General features: G+C 36.2%; 30 protein-coding genes and 1 riboswitch. Of the genes, 16 read left to right on the plus strand and 14 right to left on the minus strand.

Going from position 1 to position 24435, the window contains the following annotated elements; all coding sequences use genetic code 11:
• Positions 1 to 22: 22 nt before the first annotated feature.
• The 4 genes from MHB70_RS03055 to MHB70_RS03070 all read right to left on the minus strand — a co-directional run bounded on the left by MHB70_RS03055 (position 23) and on the right by MHB70_RS03070 (position 5185).
• Positions 23 to 1018 carry an ABC transporter permease gene (locus MHB70_RS03055; protein ID WP_001054978.1) on the minus strand — a complete coding sequence of 332 codons (996 nt, stop codon included), beginning with the start codon at positions 1016 to 1018 and terminating at the stop codon, positions 23 to 25.
• Entirely contained in the window at positions 1002 to 2489 is a 1488-nt protein-coding gene (locus MHB70_RS03060; RefSeq protein WP_002105611.1) for a sugar ABC transporter ATP-binding protein, read from the minus strand. Before MHB70_RS03060 ends, MHB70_RS03055 begins: the two co-directional genes overlap by 17 nt.
• The gene (locus tag MHB70_RS03065) at positions 2486 to 3598 is read right to left on the minus strand and encodes a sugar ABC transporter substrate-binding protein (protein ID WP_000732072.1); all 1113 of its coding nucleotides are present in this window, start codon (positions 3596 to 3598) and stop codon (positions 2486 to 2488) included. The genes MHB70_RS03060 and MHB70_RS03065 overlap by 4 nt, the downstream gene beginning before the upstream one ends.
• A gap of 88 nt (positions 3599 to 3686) precedes the next feature.
• Positions 3687 to 3792, minus strand: a riboswitch (SAM riboswitch).
• 91 nt (positions 3793 to 3883) lie between these two features.
• Positions 3884 to 5185, minus strand: a complete 1302-nt coding sequence (locus tag MHB70_RS03070; RefSeq protein ID WP_000482720.1) for an NCS2 family permease — start codon at positions 5183 to 5185, stop codon at positions 3884 to 3886.
• Positions 5186 to 5387: 202 nt separating this feature from the next.
• Here MHB70_RS03070 and MHB70_RS03075 point away from each other — a divergent pair, with 202 nt between their 5' ends.
• From MHB70_RS03075 to MHB70_RS03085, 3 genes are all read left to right on the plus strand, one after another.
• A complete protein-coding gene (locus tag MHB70_RS03075; RefSeq protein WP_001136297.1) occupies positions 5388 to 6254 on the plus strand; it encodes an SDR family oxidoreductase in 867 nt (288 codons plus the stop codon).
• 68 nt (positions 6255 to 6322) lie between these two features.
• The gene (locus MHB70_RS03080) at positions 6323 to 7084 is read left to right on the plus strand and encodes a L,D-transpeptidase (RefSeq protein ID WP_000756371.1); all 762 of its coding nucleotides are present in this window, start codon (positions 6323 to 6325) and stop codon (positions 7082 to 7084) included.
• Positions 7085 to 7187: 103 nt separating this feature from the next.
• Positions 7188 to 7439: a hypothetical protein gene (locus MHB70_RS03085; RefSeq protein WP_000834196.1), complete on the plus strand. Its 252-nt coding sequence runs from the start codon at positions 7188 to 7190 to the stop codon at positions 7437 to 7439.
• Between the two features lie 33 nt (positions 7440 to 7472).
• Here MHB70_RS03085 and MHB70_RS03090 read toward each other — a convergent pair whose 3' ends face one another.
• From MHB70_RS03090 to MHB70_RS03130, 9 genes are all read right to left on the minus strand, one after another.
• Positions 7473 to 7688, minus strand: a complete 216-nt coding sequence (locus MHB70_RS03090; RefSeq protein WP_001115393.1) for a DUF1540 domain-containing protein — start codon at positions 7686 to 7688, stop codon at positions 7473 to 7475.
• Between the two features lie 72 nt (positions 7689 to 7760).
• A complete protein-coding gene (locus tag MHB70_RS03095; protein WP_000738448.1) occupies positions 7761 to 8216 on the minus strand; it encodes a thioredoxin family protein in 456 nt (151 codons plus the stop codon).
• Positions 8217 to 8228: 12 nt separating this feature from the next.
• Positions 8229 to 8648 (minus strand): disulfide formation protein C, encoded by a 420-nt coding sequence (locus MHB70_RS03100; RefSeq protein ID WP_000532269.1) that lies wholly within the window; start codon positions 8646 to 8648, stop codon positions 8229 to 8231.
• Positions 8649 to 8812: 164 nt separating this feature from the next.
• Complete coding sequence (locus tag MHB70_RS03105; RefSeq protein ID WP_001195459.1) at positions 8813 to 9061, minus strand: YhdB family protein; 249 nt, start codon at positions 9059 to 9061, stop codon at positions 8813 to 8815.
• Between the two features lie 116 nt (positions 9062 to 9177).
• A complete protein-coding gene (locus MHB70_RS03110; RefSeq protein ID WP_000761011.1) occupies positions 9178 to 9687 on the minus strand; it encodes a PCYCGC domain-containing protein in 510 nt (169 codons plus the stop codon).
• A 45-nt stretch (positions 9688 to 9732) separates the two neighbouring features.
• Positions 9733 to 10842 (minus strand): GerAB/ArcD/ProY family transporter, encoded by a 1110-nt coding sequence (locus MHB70_RS03115; RefSeq protein ID WP_000840374.1) that lies wholly within the window; start codon positions 10840 to 10842, stop codon positions 9733 to 9735.
• Between the two features lie 13 nt (positions 10843 to 10855).
• Positions 10856 to 11938: a spore germination protein GerYC gene (gene gerYC / locus MHB70_RS03120; RefSeq protein WP_000789834.1), complete on the minus strand. Its 1083-nt coding sequence runs from the start codon at positions 11936 to 11938 to the stop codon at positions 10856 to 10858.
• On the minus strand, positions 11935 to 13440 hold the full coding sequence (locus tag MHB70_RS03125) for a spore germination protein (protein WP_000489312.1): 1506 nt from the start codon (positions 13438 to 13440) through the stop codon (positions 11935 to 11937). The genes gerYC and MHB70_RS03125 overlap by 4 nt, the downstream gene beginning before the upstream one ends.
• 124 nt (positions 13441 to 13564) lie before the next feature.
• Positions 13565 to 14161 (minus strand): hypothetical protein, encoded by a 597-nt coding sequence (locus MHB70_RS03130; protein ID WP_000276989.1) that lies wholly within the window; start codon positions 14159 to 14161, stop codon positions 13565 to 13567.
• A 234-nt stretch (positions 14162 to 14395) separates the two neighbouring features.
• On the opposite strand from MHB70_RS03130, the gene MHB70_RS03135 reads away from it, so the two are divergent.
• The 3 genes from MHB70_RS03135 (at position 14396) to MHB70_RS03145 (ending at position 17859) form a co-directional block, all read left to right on the plus strand.
• A complete protein-coding gene (locus MHB70_RS03135) occupies positions 14396 to 14956 on the plus strand; it encodes a nitroreductase family protein (protein ID WP_002093832.1) in 561 nt (186 codons plus the stop codon).
• Between the two features lie 114 nt (positions 14957 to 15070).
• A complete protein-coding gene (gene spoVR / locus MHB70_RS03140) occupies positions 15071 to 16489 on the plus strand; it encodes a stage V sporulation protein SpoVR (protein ID WP_001202691.1) in 1419 nt (472 codons plus the stop codon).
• Between the two features lie 107 nt (positions 16490 to 16596).
• On the plus strand, positions 16597 to 17859 hold the full coding sequence (locus MHB70_RS03145; protein ID WP_002038026.1) for a neutral/alkaline non-lysosomal ceramidase N-terminal domain-containing protein: 1263 nt from the start codon (positions 16597 to 16599) through the stop codon (positions 17857 to 17859).
• Positions 17860 to 17968: 109 nt separating this feature from the next.
• Here MHB70_RS03145 and MHB70_RS03150 read toward each other — a convergent pair whose 3' ends face one another.
• Complete coding sequence (locus MHB70_RS03150; RefSeq protein ID WP_000372894.1) at positions 17969 to 18439, minus strand: MarR family winged helix-turn-helix transcriptional regulator; 471 nt, start codon at positions 18437 to 18439, stop codon at positions 17969 to 17971.
• A gap of 146 nt (positions 18440 to 18585) precedes the next feature.
• On the opposite strand from MHB70_RS03150, the gene MHB70_RS03155 reads away from it, so the two are divergent.
• From MHB70_RS03155 to MHB70_RS03200, 10 genes are all read left to right on the plus strand, one after another.
• Positions 18586 to 19170: a DUF3238 domain-containing protein gene (locus MHB70_RS03155; RefSeq protein WP_000247271.1), complete on the plus strand. Its 585-nt coding sequence runs from the start codon at positions 18586 to 18588 to the stop codon at positions 19168 to 19170.
• 135 nt (positions 19171 to 19305) lie between these two features.
• Positions 19306 to 19890 carry a DUF3238 domain-containing protein gene (locus MHB70_RS03160; RefSeq protein ID WP_000182095.1) on the plus strand — a complete coding sequence of 195 codons (585 nt, stop codon included), beginning with the start codon at positions 19306 to 19308 and terminating at the stop codon, positions 19888 to 19890.
• A gap of 144 nt (positions 19891 to 20034) precedes the next feature.
• Positions 20035 to 20298 (plus strand): metal-sensitive transcriptional regulator, encoded by a 264-nt coding sequence (locus tag MHB70_RS03165; protein WP_000456206.1) that lies wholly within the window; start codon positions 20035 to 20037, stop codon positions 20296 to 20298.
• 73 nt (positions 20299 to 20371) lie between these two features.
• Positions 20372 to 20947 (plus strand): sulfurtransferase TusA family protein, encoded by a 576-nt coding sequence (locus tag MHB70_RS03170; protein WP_154698697.1) that lies wholly within the window; start codon positions 20372 to 20374, stop codon positions 20945 to 20947.
• A gap of 39 nt (positions 20948 to 20986) precedes the next feature.
• The gene (locus MHB70_RS03175; RefSeq protein ID WP_001101336.1) at positions 20987 to 22117 is read left to right on the plus strand and encodes an MBL fold metallo-hydrolase; all 1131 of its coding nucleotides are present in this window, start codon (positions 20987 to 20989) and stop codon (positions 22115 to 22117) included.
• A gap of 19 nt (positions 22118 to 22136) precedes the next feature.
• Positions 22137 to 22367: a sulfurtransferase TusA family protein gene (locus MHB70_RS03180; protein ID WP_002038023.1), complete on the plus strand. Its 231-nt coding sequence runs from the start codon at positions 22137 to 22139 to the stop codon at positions 22365 to 22367.
• Between the two features lie 37 nt (positions 22368 to 22404).
• Entirely contained in the window at positions 22405 to 22764 is a 360-nt protein-coding gene (locus MHB70_RS03185) for a rhodanese-like domain-containing protein (protein ID WP_001092539.1), read from the plus strand.
• A 16-nt stretch (positions 22765 to 22780) separates the two neighbouring features.
• Positions 22781 to 23077, plus strand: a complete 297-nt coding sequence (locus tag MHB70_RS03190; RefSeq protein ID WP_000659152.1) for a rhodanese-like domain-containing protein — start codon at positions 22781 to 22783, stop codon at positions 23075 to 23077.
• A gap of 73 nt (positions 23078 to 23150) precedes the next feature.
• Positions 23151 to 23630 (plus strand): DsrE/DsrF/DrsH-like family protein, encoded by a 480-nt coding sequence (locus MHB70_RS03195; protein ID WP_000437728.1) that lies wholly within the window; start codon positions 23151 to 23153, stop codon positions 23628 to 23630.
• A gap of 33 nt (positions 23631 to 23663) precedes the next feature.
• On the plus strand, positions 23664 to 24428 hold the full coding sequence (locus tag MHB70_RS03200; protein WP_000060711.1) for a sulfite exporter TauE/SafE family protein: 765 nt from the start codon (positions 23664 to 23666) through the stop codon (positions 24426 to 24428).
• The last annotated feature ends 7 nt before the right edge of the window (positions 24429 to 24435 follow it).

A 24435-nucleotide genomic window follows, 5' to 3' on the forward strand; every position in this document is an offset into this window, starting at 1 on the left:
TTTGCCCGTAAAAGCCTTCACTTTATTTACGCTTCTTTTTAATAAATGAAAAGGCTAAAGCAGCAATTAAAATACTGCCTTTAATGATATCTTGTGCATAATAAGGAACGTTCATCATTGTAAGGCCGTTTAATATGATCCCGATTAATACGGAACCAAGAAATGTTCCGATGACATTTGGTTTCTTAGCACCGAACATTGCATAACCGATATAGGCAGCGGCAACTGCATCCATTAATAATGGGGCGCCAGCTGAAACTTGTCCTGTGCCAACGCGGCTACATAGAATAATTCCGCCAATAGAGGCAAGTAAACCGCTAATCATATAGGCATATACACGGTAACGATCAGTAGGAATACCAGCTAGTCTAGCAGCTTCTCGATTCCCACCTGTCATATAAAAGAAACGACCGTACGTTGTTTTTTCTAAAAATACATATGCAATCAAAACGACAATAAGCATGATAATGACAGGGACTGGAATTCCTAAGACAGAACCTTGACCGATAAATAAAAAGGATGGAATAAAATGTCCTTTGGCACCAGACATTCCTTCATAAATAGAAGATCCTTTTGAAAATGTTAAGTGTAGTCCATTCACGATATACATAATACTTAATGTAGCTAGTAAATCTGGTAGTTTAATTCGGATAACGAGTAGTGCATTTAATAATCCAACTAATAGCCCACAAAGAATAGGAACAAGGAGTGTGACTAATAGTTCTTGTCGATATAAAACGAGACAGGAAGCGGCTGCAATGGTTGCTAAACTAGCGGTAGAGCCGACTGATAAATCAAACCCATCTACAATTAATGTAAAGGTAACACCAATTGCAAGTAACGTTACGATAGAAATGGAGCGTAAAATATCACTAATATTGTTGTACGTTAAAAAAGAATCGTTGACGATAGAGAAGAAAATTGTAACACCTATAATGATAGCAATCGTACTAAATTGATAAAAAAGATGAGTAGGTAAATATAGTTTCTTAGTTTTTGTTTTATGAACGAGATTCAATGGAATAACTCCCTTCAGATAAATGTAAAAGCTGTTCAGGAGATAGTTCGTTTGGTAAGTATTCACCTACAAATTCTCCGTTTGCCAGTATAAGAATGCGATCAGCGATATGTAGTGCTTCATCTTGTTCTCCTGTGAAGTAAATTACGGAACTCCCGTTTTCAGTAATGTTACGAATGAATTGAAAAATGTCTTGTTTTGCAGCTATGTCTACACCTTTAGTTGGCTCGTCTAAAAGAAAGAGATTCGGTTTGAATCCATGCCACTTTGCAATCGAGACTTTTTGTTGATTTCCACCGCTAAGTGAATGAATAAAGGCTTTTGGGTCATTCGGTGAAATGCTGAAAGAAGAAATTGCCGCAGTAGCATTATTTAATTCGGTTTGTTTTCGTCTCCAACCTGATTGGTGTAAATTCGTGTGGCTTATAATATCTTCCGAAAGAAATACGCCTTGTTTTCTTCTTTCTTCTGGTACAAGTGCGATTTTCGCTTTAATCGCATCTCGCGGTGTTTTAATCGTTATATTTTGACCGTTTATTTCTGCGTGATAAGTATGATGAGCACCAAATAACGTTTCAGCAAGTGTTGTTTTGCCACTGCCAATTAATCCGTATATCACAACAGTTTCACCTTTCCGTACGGTGAGAGAAAGGGGAGAATGGTTTTTGTGTAATGGAAGTTCTTGTACTTTAAAGAATTCTTCGTTCCCTCGTTTTGGTGCTGCATTAATAGGAAGTGTAAGTTGTTTTCCAGTCATCGATTCTACAATTTGTTGATCTGTAACCTTTGTAATCGCATCAGAAAGTGCGACTTTACCATTATGTAATACAGTTACATCATCCGCGAAATTTCGAATCTCTGATAAACGATGAGAAATTAAGATGATGCCAATTCCTTTTGATGTTAAATCTTTTAATAGTTGCCCGAAGGTTTCAATTTCTTTCGGTCCAAGAGAAGAAGTAGGCTCATCTAATAAAAGATAATTTGTATTGTTGGATAAAGCTCTTGCGATAAGAAGTAATTGTTTTTCATGTAATGAGCAGTTTGAAACATCTTCAAAAATATTTAAATCAGCCTGTACAGTTTGCAAATGTTGTTTAGCGAGTGCGACTAATTTTGACTTTGAAAATAGTACTTTATTTTGCATTGCTAAATGATCGATAAGTACATTTTCTAATACAGATAATCCCGGAATAAGTCCGTGGTCTACTTCTTGTGTTACGAAAGAAATACCGTGCTTTTTTGCATCGCGTGGCGAAGGAAAGGAAACAGACTGATTATCAATTTTTATATCGCCAGCAACTGGTTGAATTTCACCAGTTGCTATTTTCAGTAGAGTACTTTTCCCAGCACCGTTCATTCCTAGTAGGGCATGAACTTTTCCTTTTTGAATATGGATAGAAACATCTTCTAGAACAGGTGTAGCGGCATGATAAGAATGTGTAATGTTTTGAAGAGAGAATGTCATCATTTTTTCTCCTTCTCTAATTTTTTCATCCAAGGAGAATACGCATCTTTCGAGTCTCCCCAACCGTTTATATGTTTTGATAATTGATCCATTGTTATATTTTCTTTTGGTAAACTATTTTTCTTTACTAAATAAGGTTCTAGTGAATAAATATCTGGCGTTTGTTCACCGGCAATTTTTTTGTATAAGAATCGTACTTGAACTTTCCCTACTTCAGCTGGATCCGTTGCAGCCGTAGCAGACCAAGGTGAGTTTTCTTTTTGCATAAGTTGTAAATCTTCATTACTTAAGTCAATGCTGTATACTTTTATATCTGTACGACCAGCTTGTTCAAGTGCTTTAACAGCTCCTTTAGCAAACTCATCCCACGAAGCGAAAATGGCTTGTAAATCTCCTTCTTTCGGATATTTTTTTAGTAAAGCTTCTACTTGTGTTTGTGTATCAAGTGGTGTGTTATTACTAGCAGTACCGAATCGCGCAACTTCTTTTATATTTGGATACCGTTTATAAAAAGCATCAATGATAACGTTACGACGTTCCATTGGAGCAAATCCGCCAACCCATACGACTGCGATATTTCCTTGTCCATTCAAATCTTCTGCTAACGTTTTTAATGATTTCCATGCAAGACTATAGTCATCTTGATCAATAATCGTTACACCTGGTAAGCGTAGATCGTTATCAAACGCGACTACGGGAATGTTCGCCTGTAACGCTTTTTCTACCCCAGGTTTTAATGCTTCAGATCGGCCATGATCAATTAAAATACCATCCACTTTTGAATTAATAGCAGTATCTAAATTTGCAGCCATTTTTGCTAAATCGTTATCAGAATTGTAGACTTGTACACTACCGCCAAATAGCTCGACTTGTTTTTTGACGCCCTCAATATATTGAGAGGAAAAAGTTCCGATAGACATTTGCATAATTAATGCGATTTTTAATGGCTTTTTTATTTGCTTTGGAATTTCTGTTTGTAAATGATTTTCAACTGTTGTAGTTACTTTTTTCACCGTTTGTTGCTTTTGTGAAGAGATAGCATCTTGTTCATTTGTACAAGCCGTCAATGTAAGTAATAGAAAAATAAGTACGATGGAACACAATTTTTTCATAAAAAAATCCCTCCTAAACTAAGAAGAGAGGGGAGGGAGTGAAAATAAAAAACGCCTTTTCATATAGAAAAGACGTCTTATCATATTACTCTTATCTTTCAACACAACGTGTTGTAAGAATTAGCACCGTGCCCATAAATGGGTCGGTTGCCGGGCTTCGTAGGGCTCATCCCTCCACCTGCTCTTGATAAGACATCGAATATTTAACTATTTTGAATTATTCCATGATTCTGTACAGTTGTCAAATGTTTTTTGAAAATAAAAAATCCCTCAGAAAGAGGGATTTTAATGTGGTAAGAATATCAATTGATAAGCGAACAAGATTCCGAATACATACACAAGTGGGTGAACAGAACGGAATTTACCTTTTGCCACTTTCATAAGTGGGTATGAAATAAATCCAAGTGCGATACCTGTTGCGATACTTGATGTAAGTGGCATGCTTAAGATTACTAAGAATGCTGGGAATGCTTCATCAAATGAATCCCAATCGATGTGGCGAACTGAACCCATCATAAGACTACCAACGATAATTAGTGATGGTGCAGTAATAGCTGATACACCAGATACAGCGCTCACTAATGGTCCAAAGAAAGCTGCTAATGCGAATAGAACAGCTACTGTAACTGTTGTTAAACCAGTACGGCCACCAGCTGCAACACCAGCAGAAGATTCAATGTAAGCTGTTGATGGTGTTGTTCCGAACATAGAACCGATTGTTGCTGAGAATGAGTCAGATAGAAGAGCTCGTCCTGCTTTTGGAAGCTTTCCGTCTTTCATAAATCCACCTTGTTGCGCAACGCCAAGTAGTGTACCTGTTGTATCGAATAGTGTAACAAGGAAGAATGAGAATACAACGCCGTATAATCCGTAGTTAATTACATCAGATACAGCAGTAATTGGATTTGATACGATAATTCCTTCTGGTAATCCAGGCATTGATGTAACACCGTTTGAGAACGTTAATTGTCCTGTGAAGAAAGCGATAAGACCAGTTAATAGCATGCCGATAAATAGCGCACCATTTACATTTAAAGACATAAGGACAATTGTAATTCCAAGTCCAGCTAATGCTAGTAGAACTGGAGCAGAGTGAAGATCACCAAGTCCAACTAAGTTTGCATCGTTTTTTGTAACGATACCTGTTAAACGTAAACCGATAAAGGCGATAAATAGTCCGATACCAGCAGTAATTGCGTGTTTTAAGTTTTCAGGAATGGCTTCCATTAATTTTGTACGGAAAGATGTGAATGATAACAAAATTAAAATCATACCTGCTACGAATACAGCAGAGAATGCAATTGCGAAAGTCATGCCTTCATGAGCTTTTACAACAGAGTAAGAGAAGTAAGCATTTAATCCCATACCTGGTGCAATTGCGATTGGTAAGTTTGTAAAGATCGCCATAAATAATGTTCCGACAACAGCAGCGATAATTGTTGCTGTAAATGCTTGTTCAAATGGAACACCTGCATCCCCAAGGATGACAGGGTTTACGACAATGATATATGCCATTGTTAAGAAGGTAATAATACCTGCCATAATTTCAGTTTTAATAGAAGTTTTATGTTTTGAAAGGTTAAACATATAAACATCCTTTCTGTTTACGAATAATTTTCACAACAGTTATATATAATATTCGTTTTTTAACTATTTTGCAATAGTTTTGTATAAAAAGTTTACAACAATTCATATTTTGTGTCTTAAATTCGAATATTAATCGTAAAACTATGTGTGAATTGTAGTTTTTTATTGTGCACATGATAAGGAAAAGGAGCTGAAGGAAGTTATGCCACAGCAAAAAAGCTTTTTAACAATGCCAGCCCAACATCAAAATAAACAGCCTGGTATTGAATCATTAATGAATCCACTTCCGCAGTTTGAAGATCCCAATTATAAGGGAAGTGAAAAGTTAAAGGGGAAGAATGTGTTAATTACAGGGGGAGATAGCGGGATTGGACGAGCTGTTTCCATCGCTTTTGCAAAAGAGGGTGCAAATATTGCAATTGCTTATTTAGATGAGGAGGAGGATGCGAATGAGACGAAACAACGTGTTGAAAAAGAAGGTGTAAAGTGTGTATTACTACCGGGAGATTTAAGTAATGAACAACATTGTAAAGATATTGTGGAAGAGACTGTTTCGCAGTTAGGTGGTTTAAATATTGTTGTGAATAACGTCGCACAGCAATATCCGCAGCAAGGACTAGAATATATTACAGCAGAACAGCTAGAAAAAACATTCCGTATTAATATTTTTTCTTATTTTCACGTTACGAAAGCAGCACTTTCTCACTTCAAACAAGGGGATGTCATTATAAATACGGCGTCTATCGTTGCATATGAAGGAAATGAAACTTTAATTGATTATTCTGCAACGAAAGGAGCTATCGTTGCTTTTACAAGATCTCTCTCTCAATCGTTAGTGCAAAAAGGAATTCGTGTAAATGGTGTTGCGCCAGGCCCGATTTGGACACCTCTTATTCCATCGAGCTTTGGTGAGAAGAAAGTGTCACAGTTTGGAAGCAATGTTCCGATGCAAAGACCTGGTCAGCCATATGAATTAGCACCAGCATACGTATACTTAGCATCGGACGATTCATCTTATGTTACGGGGCAAATGATACATGTAAACGGAGGCGTTATCGTAAATGGATAGTTTTCATTTATAAGAGCAAAGTAAAGCTAATTGCATTTATTATGATGTTAGTGCTAGGGAGGATTTAGATGAAAAAAGTATTGTTTATCGTAATCCTATTTTTCTGCCTACCAGCTAGCGTTTTTGCTAATACAGATCATTTAATATTAGTTAATCTTACGACGAATCAGCTGTCTTTCTTTGAAGAAGGAAACTATACGAGAACGTTTCCGATAACGACTGGAAGAGATCGTACACCTACGCCAGAAGGTAATTTTTGTATTATAACTAAATATAAAAATAAAGAATACCATCGAAAAAAGATACGTGGTGGTGCACCAAACAACCCTCTCGGTACGAGGTGGCTTGGACTAGATAAAAAGGAATATGCGATTCACGGGACAAATCGGGAATGGACGATTGGAAGTAGGGAATCAAATGGTTGTATTCGCATGCATGACAAGGATATACAATGGTTATATGACCGAGTACAATTACAAACAAAAGTAATCATTTCTCGTTTTCATATGAGTCCGGAATATGAGGCAAATACACTTGGTTATCGTGTTGTGAGTTGGAATGGTCGTAAAGTAGAAGAAGAGCAAATAGGAATACTTACGTTAGTAGATCGCGCGGATATATATTGGCAAGAACCGAATGGGCAGTTAACAAAAGTGAAAACGGTATTGCCGAATGAAAGATATACGGTGTACTCAAAACGAAAAAATGGAATATATTATATAGGAAACAATTTGTATATTGTAGATGAAACAGGAGAAAAAATTCGTTACGAGCAAATTCCTACTTCGACTTTAAGTAATATATATAAACGGAAATACAATGTTCCGTAATAGCTACCGTTTTATAGGCGGTAGCTTATTTCTACTTGGAGTTTAACTGCAACTATTGTATTTTGCTGAATATAATACAATACAGATAGGGGGCGGTTACATTATGAAAAGCGAATTTGCATTTAAAGTTTTCTTAGTAACGACCTGTTTATTCATTGTGTATTTGTATGCGTTTCTCGTCTTTTCCTTTTATGTTCCATATGTTGATTTAATATTGTTCTTCGGATTTATTTGGGCTTTTGTAAAAGCAAGGGAAGGAGAAAAGAGTATATATAGGCGCATTACCCTATGTGGGACGGTTGTCCTCGTTATTTTGTACTTTTTTATCATGCATGATTTTTGGAGGGGAATGTAAAAAAGCATACGATTCATCGTATGCTTTTTATGTTTAATATTTTGGTTTAAATGTATGGCAACAAGTTTCTACACTCGTTGCTACAGAGCTTTCTAACGTCTCGTTTGTTAAAACCGCGCTTGTATACGAATCATTTTCAGTTTGACCAGCTTCATCTGCATCAGGCTGAACGATGATAGCACTTGCTTGACAAAAGTTACCTTGTCCCCAAAATGAGCAATTGGAAACAGAGCATTTTACTTCTGGCATAAAACCCCCTCCTTATACATTAGTGTGAGGTTTTACGCCCATTTCATGTGTAGAAGGAGTTTCCTTTTCTCGTTATTTCTTCGTTTGCTCAAGCCATTCTTTTAATTTGTCTTTCGATTGTTCGCCGCTAATACGGCTCACTTCTTTACCATCTTTAAAATGAATGATTGTTGGTGTACCTTGAATTTTATATTCATCCCAAGGAGCATCTAATTTTTCAATATCCATAACTTTCATATCAACATTCAAGTCTTTAGCCATCGGTACTACGACAGGAGATAATTTTTGGCAATGAACGCAAGATGTTTGATAAAAGTATACTGTTTCTTCTTTTTTCTCTTTTAAATTCTTTTGGAGATCTGAAAGAGAGATTTTATTTGTGTAGTAGTCAGCACCATCTGTTTGACTACCAGTAGCATTATCAATTTTTTGGCTAGTTGAAGCATTTTTTTCTTCCATTTGTGTGACAGCGAAAATTGCTACAAACAAGGCAATAATAATACCGCCAAATATAAGCATTTTTTTCATTCTTTCATCTCCTTATTTGTTTTTGATTACGATAAAGCTACAAACAGCGATTGTGATAAAGCCGATAAGTGCTAAAAACGGGATGGTCACAAAGCCGAACCAGTTTATGTATTCTCCCGTACAAGGTACGCGGCCGCAAGCTGCCCCAGCAGCTGAAAATGCTGCGATTTTTTGAATTGCATAGTGATATAAAGAAATACAAGCACCAATACTTGCGATTGGTAAAGAATAACTTGCAATGCGATAGTCTTTCTTTACTACAGCGATACCAAGCCATAAAACAAATGGATACATAAAAATACGCTGATACCAACAAAGGACACAAGGCTCAAATTTCATGATTTCGGAAAAGTATAGACTTCCTAATGTAGCAATAAATGAAGCTCCCCATGCAGTAAGTAAAGCATATTCTTGCTTTTTTTCTCGTCCCATATTTTATACCTCACTTATAATAGTTACATACTAAATTATAGTATGAAGTAGTAGGGAAAAGAAAGAAAAAATATGTTTATCAATAAAAGTTTTATAAGGAGAAACATTTATTGATATCAACATTTTAAAAAGCGCCATTCTCATAAAGAGAATAGCGCTATATTTTACATTTGAATTTGCTCTACTTCTTCTACATGTGACTTTTGAGATGCGTGGTCAATATATTGAAATAGGAGCTGCAATTGTTTATCAACTTCTGGTAGCTCTTTACTGTATTGATAAGCATGTAAAAAATGCTCAATACGCTTAGAAAATAATTGATCGTTCGTCTGAACCATGAGAACGAGTAATTTATCCCAATTACAGCAATACGTGTAATAGAGAGCTTTATCATAGTCGTTATATGTTTGCACTGTGTACCCTCCTTACCGAGAGTTATATATAGTGTGTGATAAGTAAGGAGAAATACACTTGAAAGAATTTGTTAAGAAAAAAAGTGAATGAAAAAAACGAGGTATTTCCTCGTTTTTTAAGCTTTTGGCATTGGCGTAGGTGTTGGTTTGCCATAGCCTTCTTTGTATTTATTGTCAATATAGTTACGAATTTCAAGCGTTGATTTTCCTTTTTGTTTCATCGTAGCTGATTTAACTGCGATTTCTAGGCAATTGACGCAAGTCGTTGCATGGGAATCCCAAACAACTTCACCATTCTTCTTAATTTCACGAATAAAGCAATTTTTATTGTTTTTATGTCCTACACTTTCACCGCAACCGCAGTAACATGGAATCCAATCTAATAGCTCTGCATTTTGTCCAGCGACAGTGTAAATGTCTTTCATTTGTGGATCAAGCTTGTCTAGGAAGGCAGGAAGTGTGTCGACTCCCTTTGTTTTTTCTTGAATGTCAGCTTGCTGCGTGTGCGATGCATGGTCATGCTCTTCTTTTGATTCAGATGATTTTTTTTCATTTGTATTAGTAGCTCCACATCCAGCAAGAATTAAACTCAGTACTGCAAGTAAAGAAAATACATATTTCTTCATACGCTTGTCCCCTTTACACATGTATTAATCAAATTGTATCAAATATCATGGTGTGTCGGGTGAAGATTCTTTCGACTTATTTTTGAAGCGCCACCGCAATGAATGGAATAGAAATAAGACTGGGATATAAGCGTATACAATATATAAACCAGCTTGAGACAGTACTGTATTCAATGTATTGATACTTTCGCGGTTTGTGAAATACAAGGATGAAATAAATATAGTTGCGATAAAAAATGGCAGTGTAATGTTAAATGGTATGCGAAAAGATTTCTTAGTAATGCAACAAGAAGACCAAATCGTTAAACAAAGGTTAGGTAAAATAATTAGATACCATAAGAAAATAATAATGTACTCAAACCTTTGGATAAAAGGAACCTTAATTATTTTTAGCATCGTTAATGTTGGCCAAATTGTATGATGTAGTTGCCCTTGGCTATAGTACATAAGGGACACAATCGCTAATATCACGTATAGAATGGTTGTAAAAGCAATACCGCTATGTGCCCATTTATTTAACGATTTTCCTTTTTTAATAAATGGATAAAAGATAAGGATTGCTTCAAATCCAAGAAATTCTAATGCAGATGCTTTCGCTGAAGTTAAAATGTCTAAAGGTGAATGAGCGAGAATTGGGAAAATGTTACGGACATGTGCGTATTTCATTGGGAAAACTAAGAAAAGTAGTACGAAAATCGGTATTATGACACCCCAAAAACATATTCCTGTTACAGAACGAAAGCCGCCTCTAATTATGTAATAAGTTACAAGTAAAAATAGTAAAGTTAATTTCCACGGTTTAATTGTAGGAAAGACCCAAACTTGAATGACTTCAATATATGTACGAAGAACAGTAAGACAAAATAATAGAAGGTATGCGGCAAAACATACGGAAAAAAATGTCCCAATCCACTTTCCAAAACATGTCGTATGAATATTCATTAAATCATTATCTTTTTCTAACATTTTAAGCATACAAAATAAAACGATATGAGTTGCAATACCAGCGATAATAAGAGAAATCCAAGCATCATAACCGGCATATTGCGCAATAATTCTTTGGTACCCTAACACACCTACTCCAATTTGAAGGGAGTGTAATAGAAGGAATGTGAAATAAGGGGAAACAGTATGTGTTTTATCTTGTTCAGCCATTATAGCACCTCCACTATTCTCCGATACCAGATTGCACGACATTGATTTGCACATGAACAGCAACGTCTACATTAGGGTACATTTCTTGAATTTGTTTTATAGTCCATTTTCTTGAATGACTACGAATTTCTTCTCGTATACCTATTGGATCAATTTTTTTTTCTTGGAATTGTTTTATTAATTCGTTTAAATGTTTCTCAAGCGTTTTTTCTACATGTTTTTTTACGTAAGTTACATTTTCGTTCTTAGATAAATCAAGCCAGTCGGGAGCATTTTTTATGAGTCCATTTAATTTTAAGTGAATGTTAACTTTCGGAATATCACCGTTTTGCGAAAGAGAACAAACACTTTTTCCAGATAAGTTTTGAGTAGCGATCAATCCTTTATGCTTACCTTGACGTATTGGAACTTCGTAGCGACCATTTTTCGTTGGATTAATAAGTAATTTTAATAAAAAAGATTTTTTTTTATCGGTGTACATAACCACTTTATCCTTTTTTAAAAAAGCGAGTCCTTTAATGGAAGCGGACTTGTCTTCATCAACTTTAATATAAGGAAGAAATGGATCGCATCCTGATGAATAAAAGTTATATAAAAAAATATTTAAAGCTGTCCGCGGGATTGTCTCGTTTTTTATATTTTGCTCCAGTAAATCAGATAGATAAAGTGATCCATTTGTTTTAACATGTTTAAGTAATTCTTCTGCTGAACCATCTACCAGTGCTAGCTGTACATCGCGGCCAATGTTAGGGTCACGTTGTAAGTTGTTAATAACATCTCCAATTCCACGTTCACCAAATGCTTTCCCAAATAGGACAACACGCATTTGACCTATAGCGATCGTATGTGGCGATTTTGCGTTTAGAAGGGACGATATTGTTTCAATTGTACCTGCATGAGTTGATTGAGTTTCTGGTTTCGATTGTACTCCTTTTGTGTAATCGGGATATAAAATTGTCCCGCGAAATTTTTTATCTTTCATTATATCGAATCCACCTACGTGAATCATTCGCTGTGTATCAACTATATTTGTTTCTGTACAACCAGATTGAAAAATTAAAATGATAATGGAAAAGCATAATAAAATATTTTTCATTTCTCTTCACCGTCACGTTTTTCTTTCGCTTTGTTTGGGTCATAGCGCCATTTCTTTTTTGGTCTTAGAAAAGAGGCACGCCCAGCAGTTTGACTAAACGGCAAACGAAGGAGTCCTTCTGCTGTCCCTAAACCGCGGAATGGATATAAAGGTAATAAATAAGGTGATCCGAGTGATTTAAGGCGAATTAAATGAGCTAATATGAATACAAATCCGACGATGAGACCAACGCCACCAAACGCTCCAGCTAAAATGATAAGAGGAAATCGTAATATCCGGATTGTAGAAGACATTTTTACTGTCGGTGTTGTAAAAGAAGCAAGCGCAGATAATGCAACCGCAATTAATAAAATCGTACTCGTTAAAGCAGCTTCAACAGATGCTTGCCCAATTACAATTCCTCCAACAATACCAATTGTTTGGCCGACTTTAGTCGGTAAGCGTGCTCCAGCTTCACGCAGTAATTCAATTGTAATTTCTAAAAAAAGAGCTTCCAAAACAGGTGGAAATGGTACATTGGCTCTAGAATAAATAATAGGGCCAAGTAAATCTGCAGGAATCATTTGATAATGATATGTTAATACAGCTGTGTAAATAGCTGAAGAAAATAGAGAGAAAGCTGCTCCAAAAAAACGAACTAATCTAAGAAATGAGCCTGCAATCCATGGTAAATAATAATCTTCTGGCGAGACGAAGAAATCAAGTAACGTCGCTGGTCCAGCTAATGCGTAAGGTGAACCGTCTGTTAAAATAACAACGCCTCCATTCAGTAATGCGTACACAGAGCGGTCTAGCCGCTCTGTAGGTAGTAAAACAGGGAAGGGTGAGTTACTATTATCGCTAATAAACTGTTCAATCATAGTTGCATCAAAAGGAACATCAAAGTCAACGTCTTGTAAGCGCTGCATTGCAGTATTGATGTGTTGTTCATTTGTAATGCCTTCGATGTAAGCAACTATAACCTTTGTTTTTGATATAGAGCCAACTATAACTTCTTTGAAAACTAATTGCTCTGTTACTATATTTCGGCGAAGTAAGTGTGTATTTGTATCAATATTTTCAACAAATCCGACTTTTGGACCGATTACACTATATTCATTTTCGGTATCGTTATATAATCGTGTACCTAAAACTGAACTTTCAGCACGAATAAGTGCATATTCTGCTGCTTGGGAATCGTTTGTTATCTGTATGAGTACATACCCAACTAATAATTTTTCACGAATATCATCAATAGAAGGACTGGTGATGATCCCTTCGAGTGTAACGATATTTGCTATGTCACTTATATTTTCAATGCGATCTAATTCTCTTTTTATAGGTGTTAAAATGAATCGATTAATGAGGAGTGATTCAGCTGTAGATTTATAATAAAACAAACATAGTGCCCCATCTTCTACGATGTTATAAGAAACGAAATCACTAGATTCTTTCATAGTGAGGATAAACTCTGGAATGGAACAGATTGTTTTTTTCTTCTTTTTAGACGATAAACGAAACAATTTCTCACCCCTTACTACATCATTTGTTTATGTTAGTTTTTGGGAAAGACGGGAATTTATACTTCAAAGTTGAAAGTTCATAAAGAAAAGGAAGAGCAGTGAATACCTCTTCCTTTTTTGCGTGTTAATTTGTTTGCTTCTCTTTAATAGACTTCACTAATTTAATCATCTCTGCTCGTATATCTTCTCTTTTAACATTTAATTTTTCCGTGATTTGTTTAATATCCATACCGTCTTTTTTCATTTTTAGTACATCATCAAGAGGGGTATTACTTTTTTGAGAGATGATTGTTAATACCGTGAGCTGACGTAAGCCGATATTATATTCTTTCATTTTTTGTTTTAGTCCATCTGGTGTGGATTTTTGCATCGTTGCTAATTGTTGCAGTAATGCTTTTTTTGTTTCCTTATTCATATGATGCTTTTTAAGCTTACTTGGATCTACACCGAAATGTTGTGCGGTTTTCTGCCAAGATTTATTTTGCTTATAGTAAGCTAAAACGTCCTTAGTTTCTTTTTTGCTGATTCTTGCAATGTGGGCAGCTTTCCAAATTTCATGTTTATTATAGCCGAGTTTTTCGAGCGACTGCATTTCTTCTTCTGAAATAGGTTTATGATGATGCATTGCAACTTCCTTTGGCGTGGTAGCAGAAGCAGGGAAGGTAGATACCCCGCATAATAATGCGGCCATAGTCATACTTACTGCGATTTTTTTGTACATGTAAACTCCTCCTAGATGGATAATGTGGAAAACTTTACACATATCATTTCCATAAAATGTGAAAAACTTGTGAACAAGCTAAGTTTTTTTATTCACAGTAGAAAAAGAAGTTTTTTATATGTTTTCCAACATAAAACATTGATTAATAGTGAAAAACTAGGTTATAATCGAAATTGAAAATCAATATCAATAACAAACTTATACATATAGATGAAAAATAAGGGAGAGAAAAATATGACTACATATACTTCCATCGCAAATGTTATTAAAGAAAGACGATCTGTTCGTACATTTACAGATAAAGCAGTAGACAAAGAATTATTAATTGAACTATTAAACGATGCAACGTGGGCACCAAATCATAAACACCGTGAGCCATGGAATTGTAAATTATACATTGGGGACGGCCGTAAGAAATTAGTAGATGCGGTATTAAACTCTTTCACAGAAGAAGAAAGAGCGAAACGCGGTAAAATTTTATCTGATCGTTTCTTAAGCACACCTGCACAAATCGTTGTATATATGAATGAAGATCCGCGTCAAATTCAGCGTGACGAAGATTACGCTGCAACATGCGCATTTATGCAAAACTTCCAATTGCTTGCTTGGGAACGCGGCTTAGGCTGTGTTTGGAAATCAGGTGGATTAAACTATAATCCATTATTTATAGAAGGAATCGGTTTAACAAGAGGCCAACGTATCGTTGGAATTCTTCATATTGGTTATTTCGAAAAAGCGCCAGAAGGAAAAGCTCGTACACCGATTACGGAGAAGATGGAGATTATTGAAGATTAATAGATGAGACATTCTCGTTTTTACGAGGGTGTCTTTTTATTATGCAATCAATCCTCATGAAAGCTTGTTCCCCATCATACACTTTCTTAAGGGAAAGTGTAAGGAGGGAAAATAATGAGAGCAAGTGACGATAAAGCACTGCAATATGCGATTGCGGAAATTACGGAAATTGCGACTGGATTTGGGCTTGATTTTTATCCGATGCGTTATGAAATATGTCCAGCGGAAATTATTTATACATTTGGTGCATATGGGATGCCGACAAGGTTTTCACATTGGAGTTTTGGAAAACAATTTTTCAGAATGAAATTACAATACGATTTAGGACTTAGTAAAATATACGAACTCGTTATTAACTCTGATCCATGTTACGCATTTTTATTGGATACGAACTCTTTAATCCAAAACAAATTAATTGTAGCACACGTTTTAGCACACTGTGACTTCTTCAAAAATAATATTCGTTTTTCAAATACGAAGCGGGATATGGTAGAGAGTATGGCCGCAACAGCGGACCGTGTGAAAGCGTATGAGCATAAGTACGGAAAGGCAGAGGTAGAAACATTTTTAGATGCCGTACTTGCCATTCAAGAGCATATTGATCCGTCGCTTATGCGTCCGAAACTTGCATGGGGTATTGATGATTTAGAAGAGGAAGAAGTGGAAAAGAAAAAAGCATCACAATACGATGATTTATGGAATTTAGATGATCGAAATAAAAAGAGGGAACGATCGAATATACGCAAAAAGAAGAAGATTCCACCGCAACCAGAGAAAGATTTACTACTCTTTATTGAAGAATATAGCCGTGAGCTTGAAGATTGGCAGCGAGACATATTAACGATGATGCGTGAGGAAATGTTATATTTCTGGCCACAGCTTGAAACAAAGATCATGAACGAAGGCTGGGCTTCCTACTGGCATCAACGTATACTGCGTGAAATGGACTTAACATCTGATGAAGCAATCGAATTCGCAAAATTAAATGCAGGTGTCGTTCAGCCATCAAAAACAAGCATTAACCCATACTACCTCGGTATTAAAATGTTTGAAGATATTGAAGAACGCTACAACAACCCGACAGAAGAAATGAAAAGGCGTGGTGTGAAGCCTGGTTCTGGTCGAGAGAAAATGTTTGAAGTACGCGAAATTGAATGGGACGTATCATTCCTAAGAAACTACTTAAATAAAGAACTCGTAATGAGAGAAGATATGTACTTATTCCAGCGCCAAGGAAAAGAATATAAAGTAATTGATAAAGAATGGGAACATGTACGTGATCAGCTCGTAAATATGCGGACAAATGGTGGATTCCCGTACTTAGTAGTAGAAGATGGAGACTACTTAAAGAACGGAGAATTATACATTAAACATAGTTACGAAGGAATCGAGCTCGATTTAAAATACTTAGAAAAAGTATTGCCATATCTTCATCAGTTGTGGGGAAGAACGGTGCATATGGAGTCCATTGTGGAGAGTAAGGGCGTTGTGTTTTCTTATGATGGGAAGATGGTGCATCGGAAATATGTGTGATGGAAAGAACGGACATAGCATGCTATGTCCGTTCTTTTTATTTGGAGCAAAGTTAAATATGCTATTCTTGAAGAAAGGGAGTTACATAGAGAAATGGAGCGATTCAAATGAGCAAAGTAGGGGTATGTAAGGTGGATATTACGCCACCTGTAGGTATTGATTTTGTCGGATATCATAGAGAGACAGGAATAAATAATATTGAAGAGCGTATTTACGGGACAATCTTTGTATTTGAAAAAGATGAAATGAAAACTGTGTTTATAAGTATTGATAATATTGGAATGTTAGTAGAGGCTACGAATTTTATTCGTGAGCAAGTAGCAAGTAGGCTTCATGTGCCATTTGAGCGAATAACGGTTGTTTATACTCATACGCATTCCGGTCCAGAAACGGTCGGTGATGATCCGCTAGTACAGTCGTATAAAACGCTTTTAGTAAATAATGTAGTACACGGTGCTGTTACTGCGAATAACAATTTGAAGCTATGTGAAGTTGGATGGAGTGTTACGACAGGTAATATTGGAGTAAACCGAAGAGAGAGAACATCTGATGGAAAAGCGAAGATGGGAACGAATATAGAGGGTGTTGTAGATAAGCGAATTGGGATGTTAGCAATAAGAGATGTTGAAACGAAGGAGTTATCTGGAGTTGTAATATTTTGTACTGCCCATCCGAACGTTTTAAAAGGTGATAGTGATGTATTGTCAGCAGATTATCCGGGGATGACGAGAGAGCTTCTTGAGAAAATAGTAAACTGCCCAGTTATTATTGTTCAAGGTGCTGCTGGAAATGTGAATGCGAAGTATCGCGGTTCAAGGGAAGCATTAAACCAAATGGCTTACATGCTTAGTGGACATGTATTAACGATGTTGCCAACAGTTACATATAGCCCAATTGTAAATGTAAGGACAGTTTCAAGTACTATGCAAATGAAGTTGAAGGATATTCCTGAAATTGATGAGATACAAAAAATGGCCCAACTAGCTGAGAAGCAGTGGGGTGTGAATGCGGATGAATGGCTTGCTATCGTTTTAGAGAAATATGAGCAAGGTATGCGGCGGTTAAGTATTGATTTAGAAGTGCAACTGTTTCAAGTTAATGATGGGATTTTCTCTGGCATACCGATGGAACCTTTTTCAGAAACTGCCCTAGAAATGAAAGAGATTCTTCAAAATGAATTAGCTTTCTTTGGTGGATATATGAATGGATATATTGGTTATTTACCAACGAAGGAAGAATTCTCATATGGTGGGTATGAAGTGGAATTAAGCCCTGTTGTGTATGGACCGGTTACGAATTTATTGATGCCACCGGAGGAGAATACTGCGGAGTTGGTTGTGAAGAGAGTTATGGAATTATATAACGCGTAAAAAATATATTCAGTAGAATAAAATTTAAAGAAATTCATGATTTTTAATACAGCTATAGAAAAACGAATCCATTTTGAAGAAGATGAATCAAAATGGATTCGTTTTTTGTTTACCAGACAGGTCGTATATTTGATGATAATTTCTCTGTATTTTCTTTAGTAACGAATGTTGTCAAATCTTCTTTTAGCATTTGCATTCGTTCTGTACCTATGTTTTCAATCCATCGCTGCTCTATTTCAGCTACTATTTCTTCTTTTGCCTTCATTACTGCTAAACCACGTTCGGTTAAAACAATGATTTTACCCCTTTTATCAGTAGGGTGTGTTTTACGTGTAACGTAGCCACTATTCTCAAGAGAATCCACCATTTTACTTACAGCTTGTTTGGAAACCCCTAAATATTCAGCTAGTTCTATACCAGTTGCCCCATTAGGGAGGATGCGTTTGAACATAAAACCATGTGCTGGCCTAATATCTTCAAATCCTAATTCACTTAATTTGTCATGTAGCTCAGTAATTAATGTGCTAAATGATAATGATAAAAGCGATGTAAGATCTAACTCGTTAAATGTTTGATCCATATATATAACCTCCGCACTTGTAGTCAATTAAGTTGACTATATGTAATGCTTATTGTACTATACATAATAAAGTCAATCAAATTGACTATATTATGTTGGTAGAACAAATAATGATTTATATAATATAGAATCGATGGAGGTTTCACATGGTTAATATCGTTAAAATTAGAGGGAGTGTATTTGCACCGTATGTTTCGCTGAAACCTATTCAGGATCCTGCAACGGGAAGAGTTTTTGAATATGCTGGAGATGCACGTGAGTTTACACCATACGCTGTGAATACAAAGCGTTCAAGATTAGAACAAGAAGTGAATATTGATTTTTATAAAAGAGAAATTTTCACATATGCAGATGCTTGTATCGTCACTGTGAAAATTACAAATCCAGATGGCTCAATTGAGTATCAAAAAGGAGAAACAAGTACAGAAAACATTGTATGTACAAATATTGTATGGAGTGAAGATGAAGTTTCGTTTGAAATGAGAGCAAGTGCAAGCAATCCGTTAAATGCGGCAGCACCTGCAGCTGATTATTTTTTGACTATACGAGTTAATGAACGTGGCGCTGTGCACGTTGAAGGTTTACATGATGGTTTCCCTTGCTATGAATTTTATAAACAAGTAGATTTTGGTTCGTTTGAATTGATATACACACATGATTTCAGAAAAACGGATGATACCCCAGCAGCACTAGCTGGAGAGATGGAATATAGCTTTAAAACGATAATCTAGCTGTAAATATAGCGCTATTTTTCAGAAGGAAGTAGTAAGCGTAAAAGAGAAAGCTATTGATTATGGGAGCGATATTGTGATCTGTTTTACTCAATATTATGCAGTATCTAAAATAAAATTATAGAGGTGTATCTTATGACTAATATCGTAAAAATTAGAGCGAGTGTATTTATTCCAATGCCTTGGACGGAAGCTAAGAAGGATATGGAAACAGGAAAAGCAATCCAATTCGAAGGTGATTCACGTGAATTTACACCACATACGGTAAATACTATGCGCTCTAGAGTTGAGCAAGAGGTTGTAGTGGATTTTTATAAAGAAGAAGTGTTTTCATATGCAAATACGGGTATTACGACAGAGAAGGTTACAAATCCAGATGGTTCTGTGAGTAAAAGAACAGGGAAAGCAAGTACAGAAAATATTGTGTGCACTGATATCACATGGAATTCTGAAGGTGTGCAATTCAAAATGAGTGCGAGTGCAAGTAATCCATTAAATGTATATGCACCTCCTGTGGATTATGTATTAAATGTATGTGTGAAACAGGATGGTAGTATTGATATTCAAGGAGAGCATGATGGATTCCCTTGTTTTGAATTTTATAAGCAAGTAGATTTCGGTTCATTTGAAAAAATATATACACATGATTTTAGAGAAACTGGTGATACAGCTGCAGCGTTAGGTGGCGATATGGATTATCTTTTTACAAAGAGTTTATAAGGAATAAGGTAGAGTAGACCACTTAACCGCTAGAAGGCTGAGAAACAAACATCCCCCTTTACAATATACCCTAAAGGGTATATGATGTTATACAAGGTTATAAAGTAATATATAATATAGCTATAATTACGGAGGTGGTCTACAGTGGAATACAATCAAGATATGAAAAATAGATTAAAACGTATTGAAGGCCAAGTGCGCGGTGTGCTTCGTATGATGGAAGAAGGAAAAGATTGCCGAGAGGTTATTACACAGTTAACGGCATCTCGTTCTGCATTAGATCGTACAATTGGATTAGTTGTTGGAACAAATTTAGAGCAATGTTTGCGTGAACAGTTTGAAAGTGGCAATGGTTCAAATGAAGAGTTAATTAAAGAAGCCGTTCAATTACTTGTAAAAAGCCGATAATCTGTCAAACATAAGTGTTGACAGATTTTCAAAAACGTTTTAATATACCCCTACAGGTATAAGTGTGTGAAATATGGAGGAATCGATAATGAGTATAAAAGTGGATATGAGTTTAGATTGTAAAGGTTTGGCTTGTCCGATGCCTATTGTAAAGACGAAGAAGGCGATGGAAGGATTGGCATCAGGGCAAGTGATTGAAATTGAGGCAACAGATAAAGGATCTACGGTAGATATACAAAGTTGGGCGAATAAAATAGGGCATCAATATATCGGGACGAAACACGAGGGTGCTATATTGATGCATTATGTGAGGAAAGCGCATGAACATGAAGTGAATGAAGTTGTGAAATATCCTCATACAATTACGAATGCGGAATTACAGGATATATTATCTCACGGAGAAGAGTGCATTGTATTAGATGTTCGCGAAGCAGCAGAATTTGCTTTTGGTCATATTCCATCTGCTATTTCGGTGCCACTAGGTGAACTAGACAGTACATCGTTAGATCAGACGAAGCAAATTTATGTTGTTTGCCGAACTGGTAACCGCAGTGATGTAGCTTGCCAAATGTTGAAAGAGAAAGGTTTTTCAAATGTGAAAAATGTCATTCCTGGTATGTTAGGGTGGAAAGGGAATATAGAGAAGTAAATTTTTTTTGAACGAAAATATACCTATGGGGGTAATAAAATGAATGTTAAACCGTTACAAGCAAAAGATGTCGCAGAGAAAGTTTTATTCGGAGAGTTATTCATTTTAGATGTTCGTAATGAGACGGATTATGAAGATTGGAAAATTGAAGGGAAACAAGTTTCTTCTATTAATAAACCTTATTTTGACTTGTTAGATGGTGTAGACCATATTGTAGATGAATTACCGAGAGAGAAAGAGATTTTAGTCGTATGTGCAAAAGAAGGTTCTTCGCAGTTTGTCGCGGAGCAATTGTTGGATGCTGGCTTCAACGATGTTTCCTATTTAGCTGGTGGGATGAAAGCTTGGAGTGAATATGTAAAGCCGCTCAAAGTAGGAGATGTACAGGGCGGAGGGAGTATATATCAATTTAATCGTCTTGGAAAAGGCTGTTTATCTTATATGGTCGTTTCTAACGGTGAAGCAGCAGTTATTGATGCAGTAAGAACGATTGAATCATATGAGGAGTTTGCGGAAGAGCATGGAGTTACTATTACGAATGTAATGGATACACATTTACATGCAGACCATATTTCTGGCGGTCGTAAGTTAGCTGAAAAAGTAGGTGGTACGTATTGGTTACCTCCAAAAGATGCGGAGGAAGTCGTTTTCTTATACGAACCACTTGTAGAAGGATCTGTTATTACGGTAGGGGGTACCAAAATCGAAATTGATGCGCTATACTCACCAGGGCATACGATTGGGAGTACATCATTTATTGTAGATAATTCCTATTTATTATCGGGCGATATTTTATTTGTAGATTCAATCGGGCGTCCAGATCTTGCTGGTAAGGCTGAAGATTGGGTGAGCGATTTACGAAATACATTATATAAGCGCTATAAGGAATTATCTCAAGAGTTAATTGTTTTACCAGCTCATTATTCAAAAATAAGTGAAATGGATGAAAATGGGGTTGTGAGTGCTAATTTAAAACAATTGTTTGAAGTGAATGCAGGGTTAAATATGAAAGATGAGAATGAGTTTCGCAAAATTGTAACGGAGAATCTACCACCTCAGCCGAATGCTTATCAAGAAATTCGTCAAACGAATATGGGGAAAATTCATCCGAGTGTGGAAGAAGAACGTGAAATGGAGATTGGTCCAAACCGCTGTGCAGTTCATAATTAATAACAAATTGGAGGAATAGATGATGAATATAAAACAAGTTTTAGATGCGAAAGATTTAGCATGTCCAATGCCAATTGTAAGAACGAAAAGAGCGATGGATACTTTACAATCGGGCGAAGTGTTAGAAGTACATGTAACGGATAAAGGGTCAATTAAGGATATTCCAGCGTGGGCAAACAAAACTGGTCATGACATCGTAAAGCATGCAGAAGAAAGCGATGTACTAAAGTTTTGGATTAAGAAGGCGTAGTAAAGAAATAATTTTATAAATGTAGAGGGGGAGTTATATGAACACAATAGTAAGTACGCTTTTCGTTGTATTGGCTGCATGGTTTGTTATTTTACGGTTCTTACCGGTGAAAGGTGTTCAAAATATAAATGGAAAAGAATTAAAAAGTATAGTGGGAAAACAGGGGAAGTACTTTATCGATGTTCGTACAGTAGGCGAATATAGAGGGAACCATATGAAGGGCTTTCAGAATATCCCGCTAAATGAGTTAGTTAGTAAGGCAAATCAATTAAATAAGAATAAGGAAGTAATCGTTATTTGTCAGAGTGGGATGAGAAGTAAGCAAGCAGCAAAAGTATTAAAGAAATTAGGATTTCAGCGCATTATAAATGTTTCAGGTGGTATGAACGCTTTGTAAGGAAAGGAATATTAAGATGAAAGAAATTACAGCGAGAGAAGTAGAGGAAAGATTGTTACGAAATGAAGAGATACATGTAATTGATGTTCGTGAAGTGGAAGAAGTGAGGGAAGGGAAAATTCCAGGCGTGCTTCATATTAGGTTAGGCTTACTAGAGTTTCGAATGCATGAGCTTGATAAAAATAATGAATACATTATCGTTTGTCGCTCGGGAGGAAGAAGTGCAAGAGCAGTTCAATTTTTAGAAGGTTACGGTTTTCAAGTGATTAATATGGTAGGTGGTATGTTAGCTTGGGAAGGTAAAGTCATATAGCATAGAGATAAAAGATTTGAGCCTTTTTATAAACAATTAAATACCCCTATAGGTAATTTAGAGGAGGAACAAAATGGAACAACAGAAGAAAACGACAATCGTGTTATTTAGCGGAGATTATGATAAAGCGATGGCTGCCTATATTATTGCAAATGGTGCAGCGGCTTATGATCAAGAAGTGACTATATTTCATACTTTTTGGGGGTTGAATGCTCTTAGAAAAGATGAGCATGTGAAAGTAAAGAAGACTTTTATAGAGAAAGTATTTGGGAAGATGATGCCGCGCGGTGCCGATAAGATGGGATTATCCAAAATGAATTTTGCTGGCATGGGGCCGAAGATGATTAAAGGCATTATGAAAAAACATAACGCAATGCCTTTGCCGGATTTAATTGATTTGGCGAAAGAACAAGGAATTAAACTTGTAGCTTGTCAAATGACAGTAGATTTATTAGGGTTAAAAGAGGAAGAGATTATGGAAGGGGTAGAGTTTGCTGGGGTAGGAGCATATTTAGCAGATGCTTCGGATGGGAATGTAAACTTATTCATTTAAATCACCTTCTTTTAAGAAGGCGGGGGATGTAAGGTGAGCTTAGTCGTATTACTTTTTATAATTGGGTTTATAGGATCGTTTATATCAGGAATGGTTGGGATTGGCGGCGCGATTATTAATTATCCGATGATCTTTTACATTCCAGTATTGCTAGGGTTTACTGGTTATACTGCACATGAGGTGAGCGGTATTACAGCGGTACAAGTATTCTTTGCAACTTTTGCAGGTGCGTGGGCATACCGAAAAAGTAATGACATGAATAAAACGTTAGTTATGTATATGGGAGCTAGTATATTAATAGGAAGCTTCATAGGGAGTTTCGGTGCTAACATATTAGAGGAACATACAGTGAATGTTGTTTATGCAGCATTAGCTACAATTGCAGCTATTATGATGTTTGTACCGAAACAAAATAATAGTGGAGACGTGAAGTATAATAAATGGTTAGCGAGCTTGTTAGCGTTCGTTGTAGGGGGAGCTTCAGGCATTATAGGAGCTGGAGGTTCGTTCCTTTTAGTTCCCATTATGCTAGTTATTTTAAAATTACCACTGCGCATGACGATCGCAACATCTATCGCTATTACGTTTATTTCCTCAATAGGGATTACTACAGGAAAAGTGATTACTGGGCAAGTAGTTATCATTCCAGCTCTAATTATTGCGGTTGCAAGTATATTTGCTGCGCCACTTGGAGCACGAGTCGGGAAGAGGCTAAATCAAAAAGTACTGCAATATGTATTGTCCACTTTAATTGTAGGAACTGCTGTTAAAATGTGGGTTGATATGATATCGAAGTAAAAGGATG

The organism is Bacillus sp. FSL M7-1020 (assembly GCF_038050415.1).
GTDB classification, from domain to species: Bacteria; Bacillota; Bacilli; order Bacillales; family Bacillaceae_G; genus Bacillus_A; species Bacillus_A toyonensis.

Coding starts and splice junctions, on each gene's coding strand:
- MHB70_RS03185 (WP_001092539.1), top strand. CDS start 22,405: ATGAACACAATAGTAAGTACGCTTTTCGTTGTATTGGCTGCATGGTTT.
- gerYC (WP_000789834.1), bottom strand. CDS start 11,938: ATGAAAAATATTTTATTATGCTTTTCCATTATCATTTTAATTTTTCAA.
- MHB70_RS03075 (WP_001136297.1), top strand. CDS start 5,388: ATGCCACAGCAAAAAAGCTTTTTAACAATGCCAGCCCAACATCAAAAT.
- MHB70_RS03095 (WP_000738448.1), bottom strand. CDS start 8,216: ATGAAAAAAATGCTTATATTTGGCGGTATTATTATTGCCTTGTTTGTA.
- MHB70_RS03080 (WP_000756371.1), top strand. CDS start 6,323: ATGAAAAAAGTATTGTTTATCGTAATCCTATTTTTCTGCCTACCAGCT.
- MHB70_RS03195 (WP_000437728.1), top strand. CDS start 23,151: ATGGAACAACAGAAGAAAACGACAATCGTGTTATTTAGCGGAGATTAT.
- MHB70_RS03170 (WP_154698697.1), top strand. CDS start 20,372: ATGGAGGAATCGATAATGAGTATAAAAGTGGATATGAGTTTAGATTGT.
- spoVR (WP_001202691.1), top strand. CDS start 15,071: ATGAGAGCAAGTGACGATAAAGCACTGCAATATGCGATTGCGGAAATT.
- MHB70_RS03160 (WP_000182095.1), top strand. CDS start 19,306: ATGACTAATATCGTAAAAATTAGAGCGAGTGTATTTATTCCAATGCCT.
- MHB70_RS03110 (WP_000761011.1), bottom strand. CDS start 9,687: ATGAAGAAATATGTATTTTCTTTACTTGCAGTACTGAGTTTAATTCTT.
- MHB70_RS03090 (WP_001115393.1), bottom strand. CDS start 7,688: ATGCCAGAAGTAAAATGCTCTGTTTCCAATTGCTCATTTTGGGGACAA.
- MHB70_RS03175 (WP_001101336.1), top strand. CDS start 20,987: ATGAATGTTAAACCGTTACAAGCAAAAGATGTCGCAGAGAAAGTTTTA.
- MHB70_RS03115 (WP_000840374.1), bottom strand. CDS start 10,842: ATGGCTGAACAAGATAAAACACATACTGTTTCCCCTTATTTCACATTC.
- MHB70_RS03130 (WP_000276989.1), bottom strand. CDS start 14,161: ATGTACAAAAAAATCGCAGTAAGTATGACTATGGCCGCATTATTATGC.
- MHB70_RS03150 (WP_000372894.1), bottom strand. CDS start 18,439: ATGGATCAAACATTTAACGAGTTAGATCTTACATCGCTTTTATCATTA.
- MHB70_RS03070 (WP_000482720.1), bottom strand. CDS start 5,185: ATGTTTAACCTTTCAAAACATAAAACTTCTATTAAAACTGAAATTATG.
- MHB70_RS03145 (WP_002038026.1), top strand. CDS start 16,597: ATGAGCAAAGTAGGGGTATGTAAGGTGGATATTACGCCACCTGTAGGT.
- MHB70_RS03190 (WP_000659152.1), top strand. CDS start 22,781: ATGAAAGAAATTACAGCGAGAGAAGTAGAGGAAAGATTGTTACGAAAT.
- MHB70_RS03060 (WP_002105611.1), bottom strand. CDS start 2,489: ATGATGACATTCTCTCTTCAAAACATTACACATTCTTATCATGCCGCT.
- MHB70_RS03100 (WP_000532269.1), bottom strand. CDS start 8,648: ATGGGACGAGAAAAAAAGCAAGAATATGCTTTACTTACTGCATGGGGA.
- MHB70_RS03085 (WP_000834196.1), top strand. CDS start 7,188: ATGAAAAGCGAATTTGCATTTAAAGTTTTCTTAGTAACGACCTGTTTA.
- MHB70_RS03065 (WP_000732072.1), bottom strand. CDS start 3,598: ATGAAAAAATTGTGTTCCATCGTACTTATTTTTCTATTACTTACATTG.
- MHB70_RS03135 (WP_002093832.1), top strand. CDS start 14,396: ATGACTACATATACTTCCATCGCAAATGTTATTAAAGAAAGACGATCT.
- MHB70_RS03155 (WP_000247271.1), top strand. CDS start 18,586: ATGGTTAATATCGTTAAAATTAGAGGGAGTGTATTTGCACCGTATGTT.
- MHB70_RS03180 (WP_002038023.1), top strand. CDS start 22,137: ATGATGAATATAAAACAAGTTTTAGATGCGAAAGATTTAGCATGTCCA.